Raw genomic sequence first — 15,076 nt, 5'->3', positions numbered from 1 at the left:
CATTATAGGCACCGCGGAGCACATGGGGAACCCGCTCATATCGGTCAATGGCCCTGCGCCTGCGGAATGTTAATTGGCCGTCACGTCCTTCAACATCCGTTCCAGCGTTTCCAGCCGGTCGGCCTCGCGCGGCGGCTTGTCCCAGCGCAGCCGGCTGATGCGCGGAAACCGCATCGCAACGCCGGATTTGTGCCGCGGCGAGCGCGCCAACCCCTCGAATGCCACTTCCAGCACCAGCCCCTGGTCCGGCTCATGCACGACATGGCGGACCGGGCCGAACTTTTCGGTTGTGTTGCGGCGGACGAAACGGTCGATCTGCAACAGTTCTTCATCGGTGAACCCGAAATAGGCCTTGCCGACCGGCACCAGTTGCTCGCCATCTTCCCCCGAGGTCCAGACGCCGAACGTGTAATCCGAATAATAGGACGAGCGCTTGCCGTGGCCGCGCTGCGCATACATCAGCACGGCGTCGATGATGTGCGGATCGCGCTTCCATTTCCACCACTGGCCCTTGGGCCGGCCCGGCAGATAGGGCGCGTCGCGGCGCTTGAGCATCACGCCCTCGACGGCATCGGCATCCTCGCCGGCTCCGGCGCTGGCGGGGTCGGCACGCGCGGCGATCAGCGCATCCCAACTGTCGAAGACGATCGTTGGCGACAAATCGATGCGTGGATCGTTCAGCTTCCTGACGAACGCCTCGAGATGCGCCCGGCGCTCGACAAACGGTAATTCGCGCAGGTCGTTCTCATCGTCGCCGAGCAGGTCGTAGGCGCGCAGGTGGATCGGAAAATCCTTGGTCAATCTCGGCGAGACGACTTTTCGATTGAGCCGCTGCTGCAATACGTTGAAGGTCTGCACGCGGCCATCGCGCAGCACCAGCAGTTCGCCGTCGATCGCGCCGGGCAGATGCAGCGACGGCAGGAGGTCGGGAAAGCTGTTGGTGATGTCCTCGCCAGTTCGCGAGTAGAGCCGCGCCTGCGTGTGCCCGCGCTCATCGCGACCGCTTACTGCCTGCACGCGAATGCCGTCCCATTTCCATTCCGCGATGAAATCGGCCGGATCGAGACTGGCGAAATCTGTATCCTCGATCGCGTGCGCCAGCATCACCGGGCGGAACGGCGCCGGATCGCGGTTGACCGGCTTTTCGCCGTGGCCTTCCAGCCAGGCGAACAGGTCGAGATAGGGCGGGGCGAGCCCCGGCCAGATCAGCTCGATCTCGTGGGGGTCCTTGTCGCCCAAAGCCGCTGCGGCCGTCTTCGCCAGCCGCGCCGAAATCCCGATCCGCATCGCGCCGGTGACGAGCTTTAGCAGCGCCCAGCGGCCGGTCTCGTCGAGCTCATCGAGCCAGCGCGCGAGCTGGCTTGGCAGTTCGGTCTTGCCGAGCGTGCGAAGCGTCGTGATGACTTCGCAGAGGGTGGGGGGAGGCGGGTTGTTGTGGCGTCGCGGGTCAACGTTGAGACCACCCGTGGGATACCCCTCTCCCTGACCTCGAGAGCGAGCTTCGCTCGCCTCGGCCCCCGCAAGGGGGGAGGGAACGGCGAGAGTCTCGATTGTGGCTCTGGATTTTGTTCGCGGTGGCAGCCCAGCGTGCAGCTGCGCTCCCTCCCCCCTTGCGCGGGAGGGCTGGGGAGTGGGGTGGCCCAGCAAAGACTCGCGGTAGTTTTCTCCGCCCTTGGGCCACATCAGCGCGACCGTCTCGGATAAGTCGCCGACATAATCGTAAGACAGTCCGAACAACACCGGATCGGTACGATCCATGATCAGGTCGCGAACAAGCCCCGGCTTCGCATGTTTGAACGACAGCGCGCCGGTCAGCGCCGCCAGCGCGTAGCCGCGGTCGGGATCGGGCGTGTCGCGGAAATAGGCGGTGATCAGCCGCAGCTTGTTGTTGCGGCCGGGCTCGTAGGCGAGTCGGTCAAGCAGTTCGGCAAAGCGGTTCATGTCTCGGCCTCGTCGGCCGCCACCAACTCGTGTTCCTCCTCGTCACCGTAGCCGACCAGATCGAGCGGCCGCGCGGCAAGCCCGCGCACCCTGCACCAATGCACCAGCGCGTCTTCCTGGCCGTGCGTGACCCAGACCTCGCCGGCCCCGGTGGCCGCGATGGTGGCGGTCAGCCCGTCCCAGTCGGCGTGGTCGGAAATCACCAGCGGCAGTTCGACGCCGCGCTGGCGGGCGCGGGCCCGCACCCGCATCCAGCCCGAGGCAAACGCCGTGACCGGATCGGGAAATCGCCGCGTCCAAATGTCAGAGGTAGCCGTCGGCGGCGCCAGCGTGATGGTGCCGGCGAGATCGGCCTTCTTCATGCCCTTCACCAGCCGCAGCTCGCCGAGCGCAACGCCGCGGCTCTCATAGTAGCGCGTGATCCCTTCCATCGCGCCATGCAGATAGACCGGCGCGTCATAGCCTTGCTTGCGCAACAGCGCGATCACGCGCTGCGCTTTGCCGAGTGAATAGGCCCCGACCAGATGCGCGCGTTCCGGAAACAGCGCCACGGACGCGAGTAGCTTTTTCACTTCGTCCGCCGCATCGCCATGGCGGAACACCGGAAGGCCGAAGGTGGCCTCGGTGATGAAGACGTCGCAGGGCACGACTTCGAATGGCGTACAGGTCGGATCGATCGCGTCCTTGTAGTCGCCGGATGCAACGATGCAGAGGTCCTTGTAGGAAACGGCGATCTGCGCCGAGCCCAGTACGTGGCCCGCCGGGTGAAACTTGATCTTGACGTTGCCGAGGCTGACCTCTTCGCCATAGCGAATGGCCTGCGTGCTGCCCGCAAAATTGTCGCCATAGCGCAGCCGCATCATGTCGAGCGTTTCCTGCGTGGCGAGCACGGCGCCATGGCCCGGCCGGGCGTGGTCGGAATGGCCATGGGTAATTACGGCGCGCTCGACCGGGCGAACGGGATCGATATGGAAGCCGCCCGGCTTGCAGCACAGGCCGGCGGCAACTGGCAACAGGATGTCATGCGGACGCATCCGGCTTATATAGGGCGTCTCCCCGCGATGTTCAGCCGTGTGATGTTTAGCTGTCATGCGGGGGCTTGACCCGCGCATCCATCTTTTGAACAGTCTACTTTTTATGATGGATTGCCGGGTCAAGCCCCGGGCAATGACAAGCTTCGGAACCCATGCCTGCCCGCCTGTTTCTGTCTTCCGGCGATCTGATGGCCGACCGCCGGTTCGAATTCGCGCGCGATCTGCAATTGAAGGGCGATCTTGCGGCCGCCGCCGATCTGCTGATGCAGGCGATTGAACTGGCGCCGAATTTCACCTCCGCCTGGTTCACGCTCGCCGATATCCGCGAGCAACTAGGTGAGCATGACGCGGCGATCTCGGCGTTTCGCCAGGCCCAGGCCAGCGATCCCGGCGACCGCCGTGGCGCCGGACTTCGATTGATGCGGCTCGGCGCCGAACCATTGACCGCCATGCCGCAAGCCTATGTGCAAACGCTGTTCGACCAGTATGCGCCGCGGTTTGAATCCTCGCTGGTGGACGATCTCGGCTATCGCGGCCCGGCCCTGCTGTTCAAGGTGGTGCTGGCGGTGCGATCAGCCGAGCGCAAGCCGGCATTCTTCAAGCGCGCGATCGACCTCGGCTGCGGCACCGGGCTGGCGGCGTCGGCGTTTGCCAGGGAAGTCGATCATTTCATCGGCGTCGATCTGTCGCCGCGCATGGTCGAGCGGGCGCGCGCCACTGGCCTCTATGCGGAGCTGGAGGTCGCGGACATGCTGCAGGGCCTGCGCGCGAGGAGGGAGGCCAGCGCCGACCTGATCCTTGCCGCGGACGCCATGGTTTATATCGCCGACATCGCTCCCGTGCTGGCTGAAGCAGCGCGCGTGTTGGTGCCGGGCGGTCTCATCGCCTTCACCACGGAAACCCATGACGGTGAGGGGGTCAGGCTCGGGCACGGCCTCCGCTACGCGCACGCCGCGGCTTACGTGCGCGCGGCAGTCGAGGGGTGCGGCCTGCGGTTATCCCGCCTCGAAGAATTATCTGCCCGCAACGAGGATCATGCGCCGGTTCCTGGCCTGGTCGTCGTCGCCGCGAAAACTTGAGTCTAGGCGCTACGCACACCGCGAATGGCGGGATTGCGTGCGACATGTCAGCTATTGCCAGGGACACCGGAATGCCTGATCAAAGCTCCCATAAGGGAGAAACCACAATGAACAAGAAACAGACTCGCCGTGAATTCGGCGCGACCGCGCTCGCTGCCGCTTTTGCATCAACGCTGCCCGCCCCGTTCGTCTGGGCCGCCGAGAAAAAATACGATCCGGGTGCGAGCGACACCGAAATCAAGATCGGGCAGACCGTGCCGCATTCCGGTCCCGGCTCGCTCTACGGTGTGCTCGGCCGCGTCGGCGAAGCCTATTTCGAGATGCTGAACGAGAAGGGCGGCATCAACGGACGCAAGGTGAAATTCTTCTCCATGGACGATGGTTACAGCGCGCCGAAATGCGTCGAGGCTACGCGGCGGCTGGTCGAGCAGGAGGAGGTGCTGGCGCTGTACGGCTCGCTCGGCACCGCGCCGCAGACTGCCGTGCACAAATATCTCAATTCGAAGGGCGTGCCGCAATTGCTGCTCAATACCGGCGCGTCGAAATGGAACGACCCGAAGAACTTCAAGTGGACCATGGCGGGCCTGCCGCTCTATCCGACCGAAGCGCGCATTCTCGCCCGGCATGTCGTGAGCGTGAAGCCGAACGCAAAAATCGGCATCCTCTACCAGAACGACGATTTCGGCCGCGATTTTCTCGGTCCCTTCAAGAAGGTGCTGGCGGATGCCGGCGGCACGGCCAAAGTGATAATGGAGCAGACCTACGATCTGACGGAGCCGACGATCGATTCGCAGATCATCAATCTCTCTAAATCCGGCGCTGACGTCTTCTACAATATCTCGACCGGCAAGGCGTCGTCGCAGTCGATCCGCAAAGTGGCTGAACTCGGCTGGAAGCCGCTGCACCTGTTGTCGGCGGGATCGACCGGCCGTTCGATTCTCAGTGCCGCCGGTTTCGAGAATGCCACCGGCATCGTTGCCATCCGCTACGCCAAGGAAGTCGGCGTGCCGCGCTTCGAGAAGGATCCCGACGTGATGGCGTTCGAGGAGTTGCGCAAGAAATATCTGCCCAATGTCGACCCTGACAACACCATCGCCTTTGCCGGCTATGGCCAGGTCGCGTCGATGGCAGAGATCCTGCGCCGTTGCGGCGATGAACTCACTCGCGCCAATGTGCTCAAGCAGGCGACGACGCTGGCGGGCTTCCATTCGCCCTATTTCCTCGACGGCGTGAACTACAGCTACACGCCGGAGGACTACACGCCGATGAAGACGCTCTACATCTCGATCTTCAACGGCAAGGACTGGGATATTTCCGACAAGCCGGTGACGGAGTAGGGCTACCTCTCCCTCTCCCCGCCCTTCGCGGGGAGAGGGAGAGGGCCGCGAAGAGCGGGGCGAGGTGACTTCCGAGGCCCTCGACGAACCCGCTCCAACGGCTTACCTCTTTGCCGTGCCGTCGCCCGATCCCTTGCCCCTCGCGCCGCTTGAAACGGCTGCGCTGCTGCCCGACCGCTTCCGGCGCTGGTTCGACGCGCGCGGCTGGTCGCCGCGCGAGCATCAATTGGCGCTGCTGGCAAAGGCCCGCGACGACCGTTCGGCGCTCTTGATCGCGCCGACCGGCGCCGGCAAGACGCTGGCGGGCTTTCTGCCGACATTGGTGGAGTTGAGTGCATCCTCAACGGCGGTGCATGCTCCTCCCTCCCCCCTTGTGGGGGAGGGGGCACATATCGCAAGCGGCAAAATCGTCTCCACCGGCCGCAGCGTGAAACGCACCGGCGGTCTCCACACCCTCTACATCTCGCCGCTGAAAGCGCTCGCGGTCGACATCGCGCGCAATCTGGAAACGCCGATTGCCGAGATGGGGCTGCCGATCAAGGTCGAGACCCGCACCGGCGATACGCCGGTGTCGCGGCGGCAACGGCAGCGGCGCTATCCGCCGGATGTTCTGCTGACCACGCCGGAACAACTGGCGCTGCTGCTGTCGTCGGACGATGCGCCGTTTCTGTTCTCCTCCCTCAAGCGCATCGTGCTCGACGAGCTCCACGCTCTGGTCACCTCGAAACGCGGCGATCTGTTGTCGCTTGGCCTGGCGCGGTTGTGGCGCCTGGCGCCGGAGATGCGCGCGATCGGACTATCCGCGACGGTAGCCGAGCCGGAATCGCTGGCGCGGTTTCTGATGCCGCAGCGCGACGGCAAGGACGTGTCAGCCGATATCGTCGTGGCCGGTGGCGCGGCGGCGCCCATCGTCGAGATGCTCGACACACAGGAGCGGCTGCCGTGGGCCGGCCATACCGCGCGCCATGCGCTCGGCGAAATGTATGATCTGATCCGGCGCAACAAGACCACGCTGATCTTCGTCAACACCCGCAGCCAGGCTGAAATGCTGTTCCAGGAATTCTGGCGCATGAACGACGACGGCCTTGCCATTGCGCTACATCACGGCTCGCTCGACGTCGCCCAGCGCCGCAAGGTCGAGGACGCGATGGCGGCGGGAAAGCTGCGCGGCGTGGTTTGCACGTCCTCGCTCGATCTCGGCATCGACTGGGGCGACATCGATCTCGTCATCAATGTCGGCGCGCCGAAGGGGGCCTCGCGGCTGATGCAGCGGATCGGGCGCGCCAATCACCGACTGGATGAACCATCGCGCGCAGTCCTGATCCCGGCCAACCGTTTCGAGGTGCTGGAGTGCCGCGTCGCGATCGATGCCATTGCGGAGAATGCGCAGGATACGCCACCGTTACGCACTGGCGCGCTCGATGTGCTGGCGCAGCACGTGCTCGGCTGCGCTTGCGGCGAGCCGTTTTTTTCTGACGAACTCTATGAGGAAGTGCTGACGTCGGCGCCTTATTCCTTGCTGACGCGAACCGATTTCGACGATGTCGTCGATTTCGTCGCCACCGGCGGCTATGCGCTGAAGACCTACGAACGCTTTGCGCGCATCAAGCAGGACAAGCAGGGTCGCTGGCGCGTCGCCAATCCAAAAGTGCGGCAGAGCTATCGCCTCAACGTCGGCACCATCGTCGAAGAGACCATGCTGAAGGTTCGCCTGGTGCGCTCGCGCAGCGGCGGGTCCGGCTCGACCGGTGCGCTCGGCCGCGGCGGGCGGATGCTGGGCGAAATCGAGGAAGCCTTTATCGAAGGCCTCGTCATCGGCGACACGTTCGTGTTCGGCGGCGAAGTTGTCCGTTACGAGGCATTGGCCGAAGATCAGGTCTATGTCTCGCGCGCCAACGACAAGGACGCGAAAGTGCCGTCCTATATGGGCGGCAAGTTTCCGCTTTCGACCTATCTCGCCGAGCGCGTGCGCAAATTGCTCGACGACCGGCGCGCGTGGAATGCCTTGCCCGATCAGGTGCGTGACTGGCTGTCGCTGCAGAGGGATTTTTCCCGCGTGCCGGCAGTGCGTGAGCTGTTGATCGAAACCTTTCCCCGCGGCAACAAGCATTACCTCGTCTGCTATCCCTTTGAGGGCCGGCTGGCGCACCAGACGCTCGGCATGCTCTTGACACGGCGGATGGAGCGGGCGCGGGTGCGGCCGCTCGGCTTCGTCGCCAACGAGTATGCACTTGCCGTATGGGGCCTCGGCGATATGTCGTTCATGATCCGGCACGGCAAGCTCGATCTCAACGCGTTGTTCGATCCGGACATGCTGGGCGACGACCTCGAGGCGTGGCTCGCCGAATCCGCATTGATGAAGCGTACCTTCCGCACCTGCGCCATCATCTCCGGCCTGATCGCGCGGCGCTTTACCGGCGAGGAAAAATCCCGCCGCCAGGTGCTGTTCTCGACCGATCTGATCTACGACGTCTTGCGCAAGCATCAGGCCGACCACGTGCTGTTGCGCGCCGCGCGCGCCGATGCCGCAACAGGCCTGCTCGATCTCAAGCGCCTGGGTGATATGCTCTCGCGTATTCACGGCCGAATCAGCCATCGGGAACTCGAACACGTTTCGCCGCTCGCCGTTCCCGTGATGCTGGAAATCGGCCGCGAGTCAGTTTATGGCGAAGCAGGCGACGAGTTGCTGGCGGAGGCCGCCGACGAACTCGTCAAAGAGGCGATGGGATAAGCGGGAAGGCACGTGACGGCAGGGGCGCAGTCTTCGGGAGACGATCAACAGATGCGCGCCTCGAAGGTCATGGTTACCGACGTGACGTTCCGCGCCGACCTCTCCGGCGCGCTGTTCTGGCAGGAGCAGCGCCTGCTCGTCGTCTCCGACCTGCATCTGGAAAAAGGCTCCAGCTTCGCCTCGCGCGGCGTGCTGCTGCCGCCTTACGATACCGTGGCGACGCTGAGCCGGCTCGCCGCCGTCATTGCCCGGCACGACCCGCGCATGGTGATTGCGCTCGGCGACAGTTTTCACGATCGCGACGCGCATCAGCGGCTGTCCGCGCCGGATCGCGACGCGCTGTCAGCGATGCAGGCGCGGCGCGACTGGATCTGGATATCGGGCAATCACGATCCGGCCCTGCCGGGCGACCTCGGCGGCACGGTGGCGAACGAAGTCGCGATCGGGCCGATCGTGTTCCGCCATGAGCCGACGGGGGCGGCGGGTGAAATCGCCGGCCATCTGCATCCCAAGGCGCGCGTCGCCACCCGGGGACGATCGATGGAGCGGAGGTGCTTTGCCAGTGACGGCGAGCGCGCCGTGATGCCCGCCTTCGGCGCCTATACCGGGGGCCTGAGCATCCGCGATCCCGCGTTTGCGAAGATTTTTCCGACGCCAGGCCTGATGGCGCATGTGCTCGGCGACAACCGGCTGCACGCGATTGCCGCGTCAAAATGTTATTGAGCGACCAACCGGCTGCGCACGCGCCCTCACCTCTCCCCGCGAAGGGCGGGGCGAGCGAGTGCACCGTCGTTGCCGCTCGCTACGCCGCCTTCGCGTCGACGCTGTCGCAGAACTCGGCGAGGCGGTCGGCGAGCCGCAGCGTTGCGGGGCTGGCGTCGGGCGAGGCCACCAGCGCCAGTTCGGTCTTGTCGATCGGCGCAAAACCGTCCTTCGCCGTGAGCACGCGATGGCCGGCCTGGATCGCGATGTCGGAGAGAATGCTCAATCCCAATCCGGCGGCGACCGCGGCCTGGATGCCGGCGAGGCCGGAAGAAGTATAGGCCATGTGCCAGAAGCGCCCGGCGCTTTCCAGCGCATGGATCGCGCGCGAACGATAAAGGCAGCCGGCGGGAAAGCCGATCAGCGGCACCGAGCCAGCGTCGATATCGACCGGATGGATTTTGCTGGTGACCCAATGCACTTTCTCCGGCCACACCGCGATCGCGCCTTTCTCGCCGGCGTCGCGCTTTAGCAGCGCCAGATCGAGATCGCCGCGTTCGATGTCGCGCCGCAGATACGTGCTCTGGTCGGCGCGCACGTCGAGCCGCAGGCCCGGCCGCGACCGCGAAAACGTCGCCAGCAACTTGGCGAGACGATAGGCGGCGAAGTCCTCGGGAATGCCGAGCTTGATCGCCCCTTCGCTTTCCGGCCGTGCCACCACGTCGCGGGCTTCCTCGGCAAGCGACAATAGCCGCCGCGCATAGGAAAGCAGCCGCTCGCCGGCCTCGGTCGGCGTCACGTCCTTGCCGTTGCGGTTCAACAGCGGCTGGCCGATGTCGTCTTCCAGCCGCTTGATCTGCTGGCTGACGGTCGATTGCGTGCGGTGGACGCGCTCGCTGGCCCGGGTAAAGCCGCCGGCGTCAACGACGGACACGAAACTGCGCAGCAGCTCCAGATCGAGCATGTGAACGCTCCATTTACAAATCCACTGGACGTCAGTTTATCATTTAATTTCCAAATATCAAGGCGCGGCCCTAGATCGTGGGTGAAGGAGACTATCCATGTCGCTCGCCCCTTCGGCCGCGGTGCCCCGCGCCGGCCTCAATCTGCTACCGCTTTATATCGGCCTGTTCTGTCTGCTCTGGAGCTTTGCCTTCGTCGCCGGCAAGGTCGGCGTCACCGACTGCCCGCCGCTGATCCTGCTCACGGCGCGATTTTCGCTCGCGGGAGTCATGATCCTCGGCATCACGGCGCTGCGCGGCGAGGCATGGTCCTCGCTGACCTGGCGCGACGCCGGAATCTTCGCCATCCTCGGCGTCGCCAACAACGCGCTCTATCTTGGTCTCGGCTACACCGGGCTGCAGACGGTATCGGCCGGCCTCGGTGGCCTGATTGTCAGCGCCAATCCGATATTCACTGCTGTACTTGCGGCATTGTTTCTCGGCGAGGCGCTGACCTGGCGCAAGGTAGCGGGACTTTTGCTCGGCATCTCCGGCGTCGCCTTCATCGTCTGGCACCGCATGTCGGTCGGCACGGATAGCTTTCACGGCATCCTGTTCACGCTGGCCTCGTTGGCCTCGATCGTCGTCGGCACCATCCTGTTCAAGGTGCTGGCGCCGAAAGGAAGTCTCTGGGTCGGCAATGGCGTGCAGAATCTCGCCGCGGGTGTCGTGCTGCTGCCGTTTGCGTTCACGCTTTCCAGTGTCGGCGACATCGTGCCGAGCGCCCGGCTCGCCGGTGCGTTCGCTTTCCTCGTGCTCGGCGGATCGATCCTGGCTTACCTGCTCTGGTTTCACCTCTTGAAGGTCTGCGGTGCGACGGCGGCGAGCGCCTATCACTTCCTGATGCCGCCGCTCGGCATGCTGTTTGCCTTTCTCGTGCTCGGCGAACACGTCGAATTCCGCGACCTGCTCGGCATCGTTCCCGTAGCCCTCGGCATTTATCTGGTGACACGTCCCGCTGCGGCGGCCGGTCAATCCCGAGCTTCGGTTCTGATTAAATCAGAAGCGAAGCTCTAAGTTTTCGCTTTTGACGCGTATTCCTCACACGAACCGGAATCCGCTTCGTTCGAAAACGCCATAGTAGAAGGAGCAAGTCATGACAGTTACCATCACCCTGATCGGCGGCCCGACGGCGCTTATCGAAGTCGACGGCTTCCGGCTGCTGACCGATCCGACCTTCGACGAGCCCGGCGCCTATCAACTGCCGCACGTAAGACTGGAAAAGCTGGTCGGTCCCGCCGTCAGCGCGCATGATGTCGGCGAGGTCGATGCCGTGCTGCTCAGCCACGACCAGCACTCGGACAATCTCGATCATTCGGGGCGCGATTTTCTCAAATCCGCCAAGCGAGTGCTGACGACGGAGGTTGGCGCAAAGCGGCTCGGCGGCCATGCCGAAGGCTTTGCGCCGTGGGCCTCGACCGAACTGACCGGCAAGAATGGTCATTCGCTTATCATCTCCGCGACGCCGGCGCGTCACGGCCCGGCGGGAATCGAACCGCTCGCGGGCGACGTGATCGGCTTCGTGGTTTCGTCGAGCAAGCTGGGCAGCCGTCCGATCTACATCAGCGGCGACACCGTCTGGTACGATGGCGTTGCCGAAGTGGCGAGGCGGTTCAAGGCCGGTGTGGTGCTGCCGTTCGCGGGCGCGGCGCAAACCCGCGGCCCCTTCCACATCACGATGGACACCAATGATACGATCGAAACCGCGCGCGCATTCCCGGACGCGGTGATCGTGCCCGTGCATACGGAAGGGTGGAAGCATTTCCGCGAGAGTGCGGACGATCTGCGCGCTACCTTCGATACGCTGGGGTTTGGACCGCGTTTACGCATTCTGGAGCCGGGCGTAGCCACAATCATCGAGCCGCTATGCGCCGCGTGAAGGACCACCAGGAGGTAACGGACAAGCTCGTGGTCCGGAACCTGTGCCCGTTAGGTTCGTTGTCGCTGGGGCTGGACCCTTGGCATGTCAGTTCGCAACAAGTCGCATCGGAAGCGCCACGCGCATACGGGCACCGGCAATAACAATCCGGCAGCGCAGGCCAAGGCACATCGTTCGTTTCGCTTCCGTGATGCGCTGAGAGCACTCGGGCCCGGCCTGATCACTGGCGCGTCCGACGACGATCCGTCGGGAATCGGCACCTACAGCCAGGCCGGCGCACAGCTCGGTTACGGCATCGGCTGGACCATGCTGCTGACGTTTCCGCTGATGGCTGCGATCCAGGAAATCTCCGCACGCGTCGGCCGCGTCACCGGGCATGGTATCGCAGGCAACGTGTGCCGGCATTATTCGCCATTGCTGCTCAATGTGGTGGTGGCGCTGCTGTTCATTGCCAACACCATCAATATTGGCGCCGATCTCGGCGCGATGGCGGACGCCACCAAACTGCTAATCGGCGGCCACAGCATCTTCTATGTATTGCTGTTCGGCGTGACCTCGGTCGCGGCGCAGATCTTCCTCGATTACAGGCGTTACGTGTTAGTGCTGAAATGGCTGACGCTCAGCCTGTTCGCCTATGTCGCCGCGCTCGCCTTTGCTAAGGTTTCGTGGGGTGAGGCGCTCGCCGGCATTCTCATTCCGCGCCCGGCTTGGAGTGTCGATTATTTCACCACCATCGTTGCCATCTTGGGCACCACGATCTCGCCCTATCTGTTCTTCTGGCAGGCCTCGCAGGAAGCCGAAGATCAGCGCGTCGACAAGGCGAAGCGGCCGCTGGTCGAAAAGCACCACGGCGCGCAGAAGGAATTCAATCGCATTCGCGCCGACACCATCGTTGGGATGGCGTTCTCCAACCTGATCGCATTGTCGATCATCGTAATGGCCGCGGCGACGCTGCATGCGGCCGGAAAGACGGATATCCAGAGCTCGGCGGACGCGGCGGAAGCCCTGCGTCCGATAGCCGGCGCGTTCGCTGAAACGATTTTTGCGCTTGGCATCGTCGGCACAGGACTGCTGGCAATTCCGGTGCTCGCCGGCGCCGCCGCCTATGCCGTCGGGGAGGGACGGCGATGGCCGGTCGGGCTCGCACGCAAGCCCAAAGCCGCCGCCGCGTTCTACGCGGTGCTGGCGCTTTCGGCCGGCATCGGCATCGCGTTGAACTTCACGCCGATCAACCCGATCTCGGCGCTGTACTGGAGCGCAGTCATCAACGGCGTGCTCGCCGTGCCGGTGATGATGCTGCTGATGCTCATGGTCCGCCGCAAGGACGTGATGGACCGCTACGTCATCAAGGGCCCACTCTATTGGCTCGGATGGCTGTCCACCGCGGCGATGCTGCTCAGCGTCGTCGCGATGGGAATCGGGTTTTTTGTCGGGAGATCGTAGGACGGGTAGAGCCAGCGGGTCCGGCCTTCGGCCGGCCCGATGATAAACTCCGCGAAACCCATCATGTTCACGCCGAGTTGACTATCCGATATTGGGTATCGCTTCGCTCCACCCAACCTACGCGTTGACGCCTAATCCTTCCGGAACACGATCGACGCCATCCATCCCGTCATCAGCGCCATGAACGCAGTGACGAGCCCATAAACAAACCCGTTCTGGCGCGCGGTAGTCGCGACGAATTGTTCAAAGCCGACTTTCACGATTTCAAACGCAGTGTCGGTCTTGGCCACCAGCGCGCCTTCGGCGAACAGCTTGATCTCGACATTATAGAGACCGATCGGCACTTCCGCAGGCAGCGGAATGCCGGTGCGGAACAGCGTCGGCGTCAGGAATGTCACCGCCGAGGTCTCCTCGCGATAAAGGCCATGCTGCTTGCGCAGCCGCACGAAGGCGCTGCGGAACGCATCGTCCGGCACGACGTCGGCGTAGTCGGGCCCGACGCGCTGGGTGAGCAGCACGTTGTTCAGCCCGAGCTGCTGCCGCCGCTGCACCTCGGGCGAGGCGATGGCGTCGAACGGGCGGTTGGAAAACAGCGCCAGATAGGTCGGCACCTGGAGGAACTGCCGGGAGTCGGTGTTGATCCAGATCCCGAACCGGCGCTCCTTGCGGCGCGTCACCATGTCGGCGCGCGGGCCGGCAACCGTCACCACGAGATCGTAGGTGCGATTGGCCGGCGTGCTGGCGTCCTTCTCGACCGAACCGAACAGCACCAGCTCCTCGCCGGAATAGTTCGGCGTCACGGTGACGCGATGGTTCGACACCGAAACGATTAGCCGTTCGGCGCGAACCGGCGACGCCGCGAGCACCGCGGCCAGCGCAAGCCATCCGAGCGTGCGGGCGAGGCGTGCGGTCATCCCGTCACTCCTGTTTCCCGCACGGTGAAGAGATCCTCGGGCCGGATCACCAGTTCAACGGCGAAACGAATGCCCACGGCGAGAACCAGTAGCCCGAGCAGCAGCCGCAAATGCTCGCCGCGGATTTTCTGCCCGGCGCGGGCACCGAACTGGGCGCCGGTGACGCCGCCGACCATCAGGATCAGCGCCAGCACCGCATCGACCAGATGATTGGTCACGGCATGCAGCATGGTGGCGAACACCATCGTGACCAGGGTGAGCACCATCGAGGTGCCGATCACGGTCGAGGTCGGCACCCGCAGCACATAGATCAACAGCGGCACCAGGATGAAACCGCCGCCGATCCCCATCACGGCACCGATGAAGCCAATGAGCAGGCCGATCACGACGACCGGAATGACGGACAGATAGATTTTCGAGCGCTTGAAGCGCATCTTCAACGGCAGGCCATGAATCCAGACATGGCTGCCCGGGCGGCGCGTGGTGACCGGACCGCCGCGGCGGGCCCTTAGCAGCGCCCGCAGGCCTTCCCAGAACATCAGGCCGCCGACGGTGGTCAGCAGGATCACGTAAGACGTCGCGATCATGAGATCGAGCTGACCGAGCGAGCGCAGCAGCGTGAAGGTCCAGACCCCCAGCGCCGTGCCCAAACTGCCGCCGCTCAGCAGCACCACCGCCAGGACCGGATCGATGGCGCGCCGCCGCCAGTAGGAGATCGCGCCGGAGAACGAGGACGCCGCGATGTGGCTGGCGACCGAGGCGACCGCGACCGCGGGCGCAATGCCGACGAAGATCAACAGCGGCGTCATCAGAAAGCCGCCGCCGATCCCGAACATGCCGGAGACGAACCCGACCGCCGCGCCCATCGCCAGGATGAGGAAAACATTGACCGGAATGTCGGCGATCGGGAGATAGAGCTGCACGCGCGTCTGCTTTTGTAGCTTTGCCGCAAGAGACGGCCGAGGGGCCGTTCAGGGCATGGTTTCTCTTGTATTTGCCGGCAGTGGAAATCCGG

12 protein-coding genes are annotated in these 15,076 nt (G+C 64.2%); 7 read left to right on the top strand and 5 right to left on the bottom strand.

Features of this window, described 5'->3' with window-relative positions; genetic code table 11:
- Positions 1-69 precede the first annotated feature (69 nt).
- Positions 70-1,941 (bottom strand): cisplatin damage response ATP-dependent DNA ligase, encoded by a 1,872-nt coding sequence (locus CQ13_RS28930; RefSeq protein WP_057846230.1) that lies wholly within the window; start codon positions 1,939-1,941, stop codon positions 70-72.
- Positions 1,938-2,975: a ligase-associated DNA damage response exonuclease gene (locus tag CQ13_RS28925; RefSeq protein WP_057846229.1), complete on the bottom strand. Its 1,038-nt coding sequence runs from the start codon at positions 2,973-2,975 to the stop codon at positions 1,938-1,940. The genes CQ13_RS28930 and CQ13_RS28925 overlap by 4 nt, the downstream gene beginning before the upstream one ends.
- A 152-nt stretch (positions 2,976-3,127) precedes the next feature.
- On the opposite strand from CQ13_RS28925, the gene CQ13_RS28920 reads away from it, so the two are divergent.
- The 4 genes from CQ13_RS28920 to pdeM all read left to right on the top strand — a co-directional run bounded on the left by CQ13_RS28920 (position 3,128) and on the right by pdeM (position 8,845).
- A complete protein-coding gene (locus CQ13_RS28920; RefSeq protein ID WP_057846228.1) occupies positions 3,128-4,054 on the top strand; it encodes a class I SAM-dependent DNA methyltransferase in 927 nt (308 codons plus the stop codon).
- 107 nt (positions 4,055-4,161) lie between these two features.
- Positions 4,162-5,391 (top strand): ABC transporter substrate-binding protein, encoded by a 1,230-nt coding sequence (locus CQ13_RS28915; protein WP_057846227.1) that lies wholly within the window; start codon positions 4,162-4,164, stop codon positions 5,389-5,391.
- Positions 5,392-5,506: 115 nt separating this feature from the next.
- On the top strand, positions 5,507-8,122 hold the full coding sequence (locus CQ13_RS28910) for a ligase-associated DNA damage response DEXH box helicase (RefSeq protein WP_197427477.1): 2,616 nt from the start codon (positions 5,507-5,509) through the stop codon (positions 8,120-8,122).
- Positions 8,123-8,173: 51 nt separating this feature from the next.
- The gene (gene pdeM, locus CQ13_RS28905) at positions 8,174-8,845 is read left to right on the top strand and encodes a ligase-associated DNA damage response endonuclease PdeM (protein WP_057846225.1); all 672 of its coding nucleotides are present in this window, start codon (positions 8,174-8,176) and stop codon (positions 8,843-8,845) included.
- Positions 8,846-8,924: 79 nt separating this feature from the next.
- Here pdeM and CQ13_RS28900 read toward each other — a convergent pair whose 3' ends face one another.
- The gene (locus tag CQ13_RS28900) at positions 8,925-9,788 is read right to left on the bottom strand and encodes a LysR family transcriptional regulator (RefSeq protein WP_057846224.1); all 864 of its coding nucleotides are present in this window, start codon (positions 9,786-9,788) and stop codon (positions 8,925-8,927) included.
- A 97-nt stretch (positions 9,789-9,885) separates the two neighbouring features.
- Here CQ13_RS28900 and CQ13_RS28895 point away from each other — a divergent pair, with 97 nt between their 5' ends.
- The 3 genes from CQ13_RS28895 (at position 9,886) to CQ13_RS28885 (ending at position 13,147) form a co-directional block, all read left to right on the top strand.
- Positions 9,886-10,842 (top strand): DMT family transporter, encoded by a 957-nt coding sequence (locus tag CQ13_RS28895; protein WP_057846223.1) that lies wholly within the window; start codon positions 9,886-9,888, stop codon positions 10,840-10,842.
- A 79-nt stretch (positions 10,843-10,921) separates the two neighbouring features.
- Positions 10,922-11,704, top strand: coding sequence for an MBL fold metallo-hydrolase (locus CQ13_RS28890; protein ID WP_057846222.1), 783 nt, complete (start codon positions 10,922-10,924; stop codon positions 11,702-11,704).
- Between the two features lie 84 nt (positions 11,705-11,788).
- Positions 11,789-13,147: an NRAMP family divalent metal transporter gene (locus CQ13_RS28885; protein WP_057846221.1), complete on the top strand. Its 1,359-nt coding sequence runs from the start codon at positions 11,789-11,791 to the stop codon at positions 13,145-13,147.
- Between the two features lie 131 nt (positions 13,148-13,278).
- Here the strand turns inward: CQ13_RS28885 and CQ13_RS28880 are convergent, their stop codons facing one another.
- Complete coding sequence (locus CQ13_RS28880; protein ID WP_057846220.1) at positions 13,279-14,061, bottom strand: TIGR02186 family protein; 783 nt, start codon at positions 14,059-14,061, stop codon at positions 13,279-13,281.
- Positions 14,058-14,984 carry a sulfite exporter TauE/SafE family protein gene (locus tag CQ13_RS28875; RefSeq protein WP_057846219.1) on the bottom strand — a complete coding sequence of 309 codons (927 nt, stop codon included), beginning with the start codon at positions 14,982-14,984 and terminating at the stop codon, positions 14,058-14,060. The genes CQ13_RS28880 and CQ13_RS28875 overlap by 4 nt, the downstream gene beginning before the upstream one ends.
- Positions 14,985-15,076 lie beyond the last annotated feature (92 nt).

Origin of the sequence: Bradyrhizobium retamae (genome assembly GCF_001440415.1) — a bacterium.
Classification (GTDB): domain Bacteria; phylum Pseudomonadota; class Alphaproteobacteria; order Rhizobiales; family Xanthobacteraceae; genus Bradyrhizobium; species Bradyrhizobium retamae.
This window is presented reverse-complemented; position numbering and strand designations above follow the sequence as displayed.

What these genes read in the sequence shown, in the direction of transcription:
- CQ13_RS28900 (WP_057846224.1), bottom strand. Translation starts at nt 9,788, where the DNA reads ATGCTCGATCTGGAGCTGCTGCGCAGTTTCGTGTCCGTCGTTGACGCC.
- CQ13_RS28930 (WP_057846230.1), bottom strand. Translation starts at nt 1,941, where the DNA reads ATGAACCGCTTTGCCGAACTGCTTGACCGACTCGCCTACGAGCCCGGC.
- pdeM (WP_057846225.1), top strand. Translation starts at nt 8,174, where the DNA reads ATGCGCGCCTCGAAGGTCATGGTTACCGACGTGACGTTCCGCGCCGAC.
- CQ13_RS28885 (WP_057846221.1), top strand. Translation starts at nt 11,789, where the DNA reads ATGTCAGTTCGCAACAAGTCGCATCGGAAGCGCCACGCGCATACGGGC.
- CQ13_RS28920 (WP_057846228.1), top strand. Translation starts at nt 3,128, where the DNA reads ATGCCTGCCCGCCTGTTTCTGTCTTCCGGCGATCTGATGGCCGACCGC.
- CQ13_RS28890 (WP_057846222.1), top strand. Translation starts at nt 10,922, where the DNA reads ATGACAGTTACCATCACCCTGATCGGCGGCCCGACGGCGCTTATCGAA.
- CQ13_RS28925 (WP_057846229.1), bottom strand. Translation starts at nt 2,975, where the DNA reads ATGCGTCCGCATGACATCCTGTTGCCAGTTGCCGCCGGCCTGTGCTGC.
- CQ13_RS28880 (WP_057846220.1), bottom strand. Translation starts at nt 14,061, where the DNA reads ATGACCGCACGCCTCGCCCGCACGCTCGGATGGCTTGCGCTGGCCGCG.
- CQ13_RS28895 (WP_057846223.1), top strand. Translation starts at nt 9,886, where the DNA reads ATGTCGCTCGCCCCTTCGGCCGCGGTGCCCCGCGCCGGCCTCAATCTG.
- CQ13_RS28915 (WP_057846227.1), top strand. Translation starts at nt 4,162, where the DNA reads ATGAACAAGAAACAGACTCGCCGTGAATTCGGCGCGACCGCGCTCGCT.